Origin of the sequence: Variovorax sp. N23, from assembly GCF_025486315.1 — a bacterium.
Lineage (GTDB): Bacteria > Pseudomonadota > Gammaproteobacteria > Burkholderiales > Burkholderiaceae_C > Variovorax.
In genome coordinates this window covers 148,735-156,926 of the sequence record NZ_JAOOPY010000014.1, presented here as the reverse complement: position 1 = coordinate 156,926, position 8,192 = coordinate 148,735, and the positions used below count along the sequence as shown (strand labels likewise).

General features: G+C 63.0%; 7 protein-coding genes, 1 tRNA gene and 1 pseudogene. All 9 read left to right on the top strand.

The window, feature by feature from the left end:
• A pseudogene (locus N8A90_RS19820) lies at positions 1–79 on the top strand (elongation factor Tu); the annotation flags it as partial.
• A 9-nt stretch (positions 80–88) separates the two neighbouring features.
• A tRNA-Trp gene (locus tag N8A90_RS19815) sits at positions 89–164 on the top strand.
• A 134-nt stretch (positions 165–298) separates the two neighbouring features.
• Positions 299–682, top strand: a complete 384-nt coding sequence (gene secE / locus N8A90_RS19810; protein WP_262076745.1) for a preprotein translocase subunit SecE — start codon at positions 299–301, stop codon at positions 680–682.
• The gene (gene nusG, locus N8A90_RS19805; protein WP_262076744.1) at positions 683–1,288 is read left to right on the top strand and encodes a transcription termination/antitermination protein NusG; all 606 of its coding nucleotides are present in this window, start codon (positions 683–685) and stop codon (positions 1,286–1,288) included. It abuts the gene before it with no gap.
• Positions 1,289–1,431: 143 nt separating this feature from the next.
• The gene (gene rplK / locus N8A90_RS19800; RefSeq protein WP_262076743.1) at positions 1,432–1,863 is read left to right on the top strand and encodes a 50S ribosomal protein L11; all 432 of its coding nucleotides are present in this window, start codon (positions 1,432–1,434) and stop codon (positions 1,861–1,863) included.
• Complete coding sequence (rplA, locus tag N8A90_RS19795; protein WP_262076742.1) at positions 1,863–2,561, top strand: 50S ribosomal protein L1; 699 nt, start codon at positions 1,863–1,865, stop codon at positions 2,559–2,561. The genes rplK and rplA overlap by 1 nt, the downstream gene beginning before the upstream one ends.
• Before the next feature lie 252 nt (positions 2,562–2,813).
• On the top strand, positions 2,814–3,344 hold the full coding sequence (rplJ, locus tag N8A90_RS19790; RefSeq protein WP_262076741.1) for a 50S ribosomal protein L10: 531 nt from the start codon (positions 2,814–2,816) through the stop codon (positions 3,342–3,344).
• 44 nt (positions 3,345–3,388) lie between these two features.
• Positions 3,389–3,763 (top strand): 50S ribosomal protein L7/L12, encoded by a 375-nt coding sequence (gene rplL, locus N8A90_RS19785; RefSeq protein ID WP_262076740.1) that lies wholly within the window; start codon positions 3,389–3,391, stop codon positions 3,761–3,763.
• Positions 3,764–4,053: 290 nt separating this feature from the next.
• The gene (rpoB, locus tag N8A90_RS19780; RefSeq protein WP_262076739.1) at positions 4,054–8,178 is read left to right on the top strand and encodes a DNA-directed RNA polymerase subunit beta; all 4,125 of its coding nucleotides are present in this window, start codon (positions 4,054–4,056) and stop codon (positions 8,176–8,178) included.
• Positions 8,179–8,192: the final 14 nt, after the last annotated feature.

Here is an 8,192-nt window from a genome sequence, read left to right as displayed (position 1 = left end):
AGAAGGTCTGCGCTTCGCCATTCGCGAAGGCGGCCGTACCGTGGGTTCGGGCGTCGTGGCCAAGATCCTCGACATCTAAGGATTGCACAGGGGTATAGCTCAATTGGCAGAGCGTCGGTCTCCAAAACCGAAGGTTGTAGGTTCGATTCCTACTGCCCCTGCCACCCAGGTGGCACCCTAAAAAGCCCATCGTTTGACCCGATGGCGAGGCTAAAAAGCCCATCGTGACCCGATGGGCTTCGCCGTCTCAAGAGACACTTTGAATCGAAGGCCGCAAGGCCGCAGGAAATCTGCCGAAATGGCCACTTCTCAAATCGAAACCGTGAGCACCGGCGCCGACAAAGCCAAACTGGCTGCAGCGGTCGTTCTGGCCGTGGGCGCGGTCGTGGCCTTCTACCTGCTGTCGCGCCTGGGTTCGCTGGTGCAGTGGGGTGCGCTGCTCGTGGGGCTGGCGGCCGCCGTGGGCACCTTTGCGAGTTCCGAAAGCGGCCGGCAGCTGTGGGCCTTCGGCCGCGATGCCTGGCGCGAAGTCAAGAAGGTCGTCTGGCCCACCCGCAAGGAGGCCATTCAGATGACGGCGTACGTGTTCGCTTTCGTGGCGATCATGTCGATTTTTCTGTGGGCGACCGACAAGACCCTCGAGTGGGTGTTCTTCGACCTCATTCTGGGCTGGAGAAAATAAATGACTGACGCTGTCGAAACCACGCCAGAAGCCACACCGGAAAGCACTTCGGTGCTGGCCGCTCCGACCAACCCGGACTTCCGCTGGTACGTCGTTCACGCCTATTCGGGCATGGAGAAGGCGGTGGAGCGCAACATCACCGAGCGCATCAACCGCGCGGGGATGCAGGACAAGTTCGGCCGAATCATGGTGCCGACCGAAGAGGTCGTCGAGATCAAGAACGGCCAGAAACGCACGACCGAGCGCCGTTTCTTTCCCGGCTACGTCCTGGTCGAGATGATCATGGACGACGAAAGCTGGCATCTGGTGAAGCACACCAACAAGGTGACGGGCTTCGTCGGTGGCGCGAAGAACCGCCCCGCCCCGATCTCGCAGAAAGAGGTCGAGGACATCGTCAGCCAGATGCAGCAGGGCACCGAGAAGCCGCGCCACAAGGTCGAGTTCACCGTTGGTGAATTCGTGCGCGTCAAGGAGGGCCCGTTCACCGACTTCAACGGCACCGTGGAAGAAGTGAACTACGAAAAGAACAAGGTGCGTGTGTCCGTGATGATCTTCGGACGCGCCACCCCGGTCGAACTGGGCTTTGCGGAAGTCGAGAAGACCTGATCCAACGGACGGTGCCGGTTTTGTCGGCATCGTCTTTTCCGGTTTCCTGCCTCCCGACTCGGCAGGGAACGTCATCCTAGAGTCGTCAACCCCGGGGAGCCGTGGCCGAGTGCCGAGGCGATATCACCCGCAAGGAGCAAAGCATGGCGAAAAAAATCGTCGGCTTCATCAAGCTGCAAGTGCCAGCTGGTAAGGCCAACCCGTCACCACCCATCGGTCCCGCACTGGGCCAGCGTGGTTTGAACATCATGGAGTTCTGCAAGGCGTTCAACGCCCAGACCCAAGGCGTCGAGCCGGGTCTGCCGCTGCCGGTGGTCATCACCGCGTTCGCGGACAAGAGCTTCACCTTCATCATCAAGACACCGCCCGCGGTCACCTTGATCAAGAAGGCCATCAAGCTGGACAAGGGTTCGGCCACGCCGCACACCACCAAGGTCGGCAAGATCACGCGCGCACAGCTCGAAGAGATCGCCAAGACCAAGATGAAGGACCTGACGGCAGCCGACCTGGATGCCGCCGTTCGTACCATCGCCGGCTCTGCCCGTTCGATGGGCGTGACTGTGGAGGGCGTGTAATGGCCAAGATCACCAAGAAGCAAAAAGCCTCGGTCGGCAAGGTCGACAGCAACAAGCTGTACGCGCTGGTCGATGCGATCGGTCTCGTGAAGGAAGCCGCCACCGCCAAGTTCGATGAATCCATCGACGTGGCCGTGCAGCTGGGCATCGACGCGAAGAAGTCGGACCAGGTCGTGCGTGGCGCCGTCGTGCTGCCCAACGGCACCGGCAAGACCAAGCGCGTCGCCGTGTTCGCCCAGGGCGCCAAGGCGGAAGAAGCCAAGGCCGCCGGTGCCGACATCGTCGGCATGGACGACCTGGCTGCCATGGTGAAGGCCGGCGACATGCCGTTCGACGTCGTGATCGCTGCCCCCGACGCCATGCGCGTCGTTGGTACGCTGGGTCAGATCCTCGGTCCGCGCGGCCTGATGCCCAATCCGAAGGTCGGCACCGTCACGCCGGACGTCGCCACGGCCGTGAAGAACGCCAAGGCCGGTCAGGTGCAGTTCCGTGTCGACAAGGCCGGTATCGTGCACGGCACGATCGGCCGTCGTTCGTTCGACACCGACAAGCTGCAGGGCAACCTGGCGGCGCTGATCGACGCGCTGGTCAAGGCCAAGCCGGCGACCAGCAAGGGCGTCTACCTGCGCAAGGTCGCTGTGTCCTCGACGATGGGCCTGGGCGTGCGCGTCGACACCCAGTCGATCGCACAGAGCTGATCTGAAGAATTTGCCGTGCCTTTCGGGGTGCGGCGATGTGGTGGGCCAGCGCGGCGTCGTCTTCGGATGACGGGCGCGCTGGGCCATCCAAGACCGCTGGCGTGCAGTTCGCTGCACTTAATCGAATCCCCTCGGGGGCTCACCAGCGCAGATGGCGATCCCGCTGCAAGGAATCCGTTTCCGAAACAGTTGGTCGCTGCATGAAGCGCGTCTCGAGGCCCAGGCCGAGGGACGCATTAAAAGGAGTAGACCTTGAGTCTGAATCGCAGTGAGAAAGAAGCGGTCATCAGTGATGTGACCAGCCTCGCCGCAAAAGCTCAAACGCTCGTGATGGCGGAATACCGTGGTATCACGGTGGCTGACATGACCAAATTGCGCAATACCGCGCGCAGCCAGGGCGTGACGCTCAGCGTGTTGAAGAACACGCTGGCACGCCGTGCTGTCGCCGGAAGCGCATTTGAGATCGTCGGCGACCAGATGACCGGTCCGCTGATCTATGGCTTCTCCGAAGACGCCGTGGCCGCCGCGAAAGTGGTGGCCGATTTCGCGAAGACCAACGACAAGTTGGTGATTCGCGGCGGTGCATTCGGCGGCAAGGCCCTGGACGTCAATGGCGTGAAGCAACTGGCCAACATCCCTTCCAAGGAAGTGCTGCTGGCGCAATTGCTGGGCTTGATGCAATCCCCCATCTCCCGCACCGCCCGCGTTCTCGCGGCGCTGGCCGAGAAGCGTGGTGGTGGCGAAGCACCGGCCGAGGCTCCGGCCGAAGCGCAAGCTGCTTAAAGCCTTGCGTTCGAGAAATTCAACCCAATTGTTAGGAAACCAAAATGGCATTCGATAAAGACGCATTTTTGACCGCGCTGGACAGCATGACGGTCCTGGAACTCAACGACCTGGTCAAGGCCATCGAAGAGAAGTTCGGCGTGAGCGCCGCTGCGATGTCGGCTCCCGCAGCCGGCGGTGGCGCTGCTGCCGCCGTGGTCGAGGAAAAGACCGAGTTCAACGTCATGCTCATGGATGCTGGCGCGAACAAGGTGTCGGCGATCAAGGCCGTGCGCGAAATCACCGGCCTGGGCCTCAAGGAAGCCAAGGACCTGGTGGAAGCCGCTCCCAAGGCTGTCAAGGAAGGCCTGTCGAAGGCTGACGCTGAAGCCGCCAAGAAGAAGCTGGAAGATGCCGGCGCCAAGGTGGAACTGAAGTAATTCGGTCTCCCTGAAGGGCTGGAGGTGCTCGAAAGAGCCCTCCAGCCTTTGCCGCTTTCAGAGCGCACCCGAAAGCCGGCTTCTTGCCGCTCCTCCGACGACCGACCGGCCGCCGGAAAGCCCAAAAAGAAGCTTTCGAGTGTCTTCTGACCCCGACTGCAGAAGACCCCTTGGTTCGGGTGATGTGCAACGCATCACTGTCCGCCAACGGCTGGTAGTGGCCAGCCGCCAAGCAGCGGCGCGAAAGCGCTGTTGACAAGTCGCGCAAGATCTCAAGCACCGGAGCTCTCATGGCCCAAACGTCCACGTACAGTTACACCGAACGCAAGCGCATCCGAAAGAATTTCGGCAGCCGCGACAGCGTCGTTGAAATCCCTTACCTGCTGCAGATGCAGAAAGACGCGTACACCGCGTTCCTGCAGGCGGGCATCGCGCCGCAGAAGCGCACGGTCGAAGGCCTGCAGGCCGCGTTCGACGCCGCGTTCCCGATCGTCTCGCACAACGGTTTCGTGGAGATGAAGTTCCTCGAGTACAACCTGGCGAAGCCGGCCTTCGACGTGCGCGAGTGCCAGACGCGGGGCCTGACCTTCGCGTCGGCCGTGCGTGCCAAGGTCCAGCTCATCATCTATGACCGCGAGTCGTCGACCTCGCAGTCGAAGGTGGTCAAGGAAGTGAAGGAGCAGGAGGTCTACATGGGCGAAGTGCCGCTCATGACCGAGAAGGGCTCGTTCATCATCAACGGCACCGAGCGCGTCATCGTGTCGCAGCTCCACCGTTCGCCAGGCGTGTTCTTCGAACACGACAAGGGCAAGACGCACAGCTCGGGCAAGCTGCTGTTCTCGGCCCGCGTGATTCCCTACCGCGGCTCGTGGCTCGACTTCGAGTTCGACCCGAAGGACATGCTGTACTTCCGCGTCGACCGTCGCCGCAAGATGCCGGTCACGATCCTGCTGAAGGCCATCGGCCTGAACCCGGAATCGATCCTCGCGAACTTCTTCGTGAACGACAACTTCCGCCTGATGGACAGCGGCGCGCAGATGGAGTTCGTCTCCGAGCGCCTGCGCGGCGAAGTCGCGCGCTTCGACATCACCGACAAGTCGGGCAAGGTCGTGGTCGCGAAGGACAAGCGCGTGACCGCGCGCCACACGCGTGAACTCGAGCAATCGGGCACGACCCACATCAGCGTGCCGGAAGACTTCCTGGTCGGCCGCGTGGTCGCCCGCAACATCGTCGATGCCGACTCCGGTGAGATCCTGGCCAAGGCCAACGACGAGCTGACCGAAGCGCTGCTCAAGAAGCTGCGCACGGCCGGCGTGCAGGACATCCAGGTCATCTACACGAACGAATTGGACCAGGGCGCCTACATCTCGCAGACGCTGCGCATCGACGAAACGGTCGACGAGTTCGCCGCGCGCGTGGCCATCTACCGCATGATGCGCCCCGGCGAGCCGCCGACGGAAGACGCGGTGCAGGCCCTGTTCCAGCGCCTGTTCTACAACCCGGACACGTACGACCTGTCGCGCGTGGGTCGCATGAAGTTCAACGCCAAGGTCGGCCGCGACGAATCGACCGGCCCGATGGTGCTGACCAACGAGGACATCCTGGCTGTGGTCAAGATCCTCGTCGACCTGCGCAACGGCAACGGCGAAGTCGACGACATCGACCACCTGGGCAACCGCCGCGTGCGTTGCGTCGGCGAACTGGCCGAGAACCAGTACCGCACCGGCCTGGCCCGTATCGAGAAGGCCGTGAAGGAGCGTCTGGGTCAGGCCGAGCAAGAGCCGCTGATGCCGCACGACCTGATCAACAGCAAGCCGATCTCGGCCGCGCTGAAGGAATTCTTCGGTGCGTCGCAGCTGTCGCAGTTCATGGACCAGACGAACCCGCTGTCCGAGATCACCCACAAGCGCCGCGTGTCGGCCCTTGGCCCGGGCGGTCTGACGCGTGAACGTGCCGGCTTCGAAGTGCGCGACGTGCACGTGACCCATTACGGCCGCGTCTGCCCGATCGAAACGCCCGAAGGCCCGAACATCGGCCTGATCAACTCGCTGGCCCTGTACGCCCGCCTGAACGAATACGGTTTCATCGAGACGCCGTATCGCCGCGTGGTCGACAGCAAGGTCACGATGGACATCGACTACCTGTCGGCCATCGAAGAGGGCAAGTACGTCATCGCCCAGGCCAATGCGGCCCTGGACAAGGACGGCAAGCTGACCGGCGACCTGGTCTCCGCCCGTGAAGCCGGCGAATCGATCCTGGTGGGCGCCGAGCGCGTCCAGTACATGGACGTGTCGCCCGCGCAGATCGTGTCGGTGGCGGCTTCGCTCGTGCCCTTCCTGGAGCACGACGATGCGAACCGCGCGCTGATGGGCGCCAACATGCAGCGTCAGGCCGTGCCGGTGCTGCGCCCCGAGAAGCCCTTCGTCGGTACCGGCATCGAGCGCGTGTCCGCGGTCGACTCGGGCACCGTGGTGACCGCGACCCGCGGCGGTATCGTCGACTATGTCGATGCGACCCGTGTCGTGGTGCGCGTGAACGATGCCGAAGCGGCCGCCGGTGAAGTCGGTGTGGACATCTACAACCTGATCAAGTATCAGCGTTCGAACCAGAACACCAACATCCATCAGCGCCCGATCGTCAAGCGCGGCGACAAGATCGCCAAGGGCGACGTGGTGGCCGACGGTGCGTCCACCGACCTCGGCGAACTGGCCCTCGGCCAGAACATGCTGATCGGCTTCATGCCGTGGAACGGCTACAACTTCGAAGACTCGATCCTGATCTCCGAACGCGTCGTCGCCGAAGACCGCTACACCTCGATCCACATCGAGGAGCTGGTGGTGATGGCCCGCGACACCAAGCTGGGTGCCGAGGAAATCACGCGCGACATCCCGAACCTGGCCGAGCAGCAGCTCAACCGCCTGGACGAGTCCGGCATCATCTATGTCGGCGCCGAAGTGCAGCCGGGCGACACGCTGGTCGGCAAGGTCACGCCGAAGGGCGAGACCACGCTGACGCCGGAAGAGAAGCTGCTTCGCGCCATCTTCGGCGAGAAGGCTTCCGACGTGAAGGACACCTCGCTGCGTGTCGACCAGGGCTCGCAAGGCACCGTGATCGACGTGCAGGTGTTCACCCGCGAAGGCATCACGCGCGACAAGCGCGCCCAGCAGATCATCGACGACGAGCTCAAGCGCTTCCGCCTCGACCTGAACGACCAGCTGCGCATCGTCGAAGCCGACGCGTTCGACCGGATCGAGAAGCTGCTGACCGGCAAGGCCGCCAACGGCGGTCCGAACAAGCTCGCCAAGGGCACCAAGCTCGACAAGGCGTACCTGTCGTCGATCGAGAAGTTCCACTGGTTCGACATCCGCCCGGCGGACGACGAAGTGGCCACGCAGCTCGAGTCGATCAAGAATTCGCTGGAGCAGACGCGCCACAGCTTCGACCTCGCGTTCGAAGAAAAGCGCAAGAAGCTCACGCAAGGCGACGAGCTGCCCGCGGGCGTGCTCAAGATGGTCAAGGTCTACCTGGCCGTCAAGCGCCGTCTGCAACCCGGCGACAAGATGGCCGGCCGCCACGGCAACAAGGGTGTGGTGTCGAAGATCGTTCCGGTCGAAGACATGCCCCACATGGCCGACGGCACGCCGTGCGACATCTGCCTGAATCCGCTGGGCGTGCCTTCGCGGATGAACGTGGGCCAGGTGCTGGAAGTGCATCTGGGCTGGGCCGGCAAGGGCATCGGCCAGCGCATCGGCGACCTGCTGCAGGCCGAGGCCAAGATCGCGGAACTCCGCGCCTTCCTCGACAAGCTCTACAACGGGGCTGGCCGCAAGGAAGACCTCGGCAAGCTGAGCGACACCGAAGTGATCGAGATGGCCGGCAACCTGTCGAACGGCGTGACCTTCGCGACGCCGGTGTTCGACGGCGCGACCGAGGAAGAGATCCGCGGCATGCTGCACCTGGCCTACCCGGAAGAGATCGCCAAGCTCAAGGGCCTGACCGACACCCGCACGCAGGCTTATCTGTACGACGGACGCACCGGCGACCAGTTCGAGCGCCCGGTCACCGTCGGCTACATGCACTTCTTGAAGCTGCACCACTTGGTGGACGACAAGATGCATGCCCGCTCGACCGGCCCGTACTCGCTGGTCACGCAGCAACCGCTGGGCGGCAAGGCCCAGTTCGGCGGCCAGCGTTTCGGCGAAATGGAAGTGTGGGCGCTCGAGGCTTACGGCGCCGCTTACGTGCTGCAGGAAATGCTGACGGTGAAGTCCGACGACGTGCAAGGCCGTACCAAGGTGTACGAGAGCATCGTCAAGGGCGAACACTCCATCGAAGCCGGCATGCCGGAATCGTTCAATGTGCTGGTCAAGGAAATCCGTTCCCTGGGCCTGGACATCGAACTCGAACGTTCATAAGCAAGACAAGGAAA

Excerpts from the sequence above, each read along its gene's own strand:
- rpoB (WP_262076739.1), top strand. The coding sequence starts at position 4,054 with ATGGCCCAAACGTCCACGTACAGTTACACCGAACGCAAGCGCATCCGA.
- rplL (WP_262076740.1), top strand. The coding sequence starts at position 3,389 with ATGGCATTCGATAAAGACGCATTTTTGACCGCGCTGGACAGCATGACG.
- rplK (WP_262076743.1), top strand. The coding sequence starts at position 1,432 with ATGGCGAAAAAAATCGTCGGCTTCATCAAGCTGCAAGTGCCAGCTGGT.
- rplA (WP_262076742.1), top strand. The coding sequence starts at position 1,863 with ATGGCCAAGATCACCAAGAAGCAAAAAGCCTCGGTCGGCAAGGTCGAC.
- nusG (WP_262076744.1), top strand. The coding sequence starts at position 683 with ATGACTGACGCTGTCGAAACCACGCCAGAAGCCACACCGGAAAGCACT.
- secE (WP_262076745.1), top strand. The coding sequence starts at position 299 with ATGGCCACTTCTCAAATCGAAACCGTGAGCACCGGCGCCGACAAAGCC.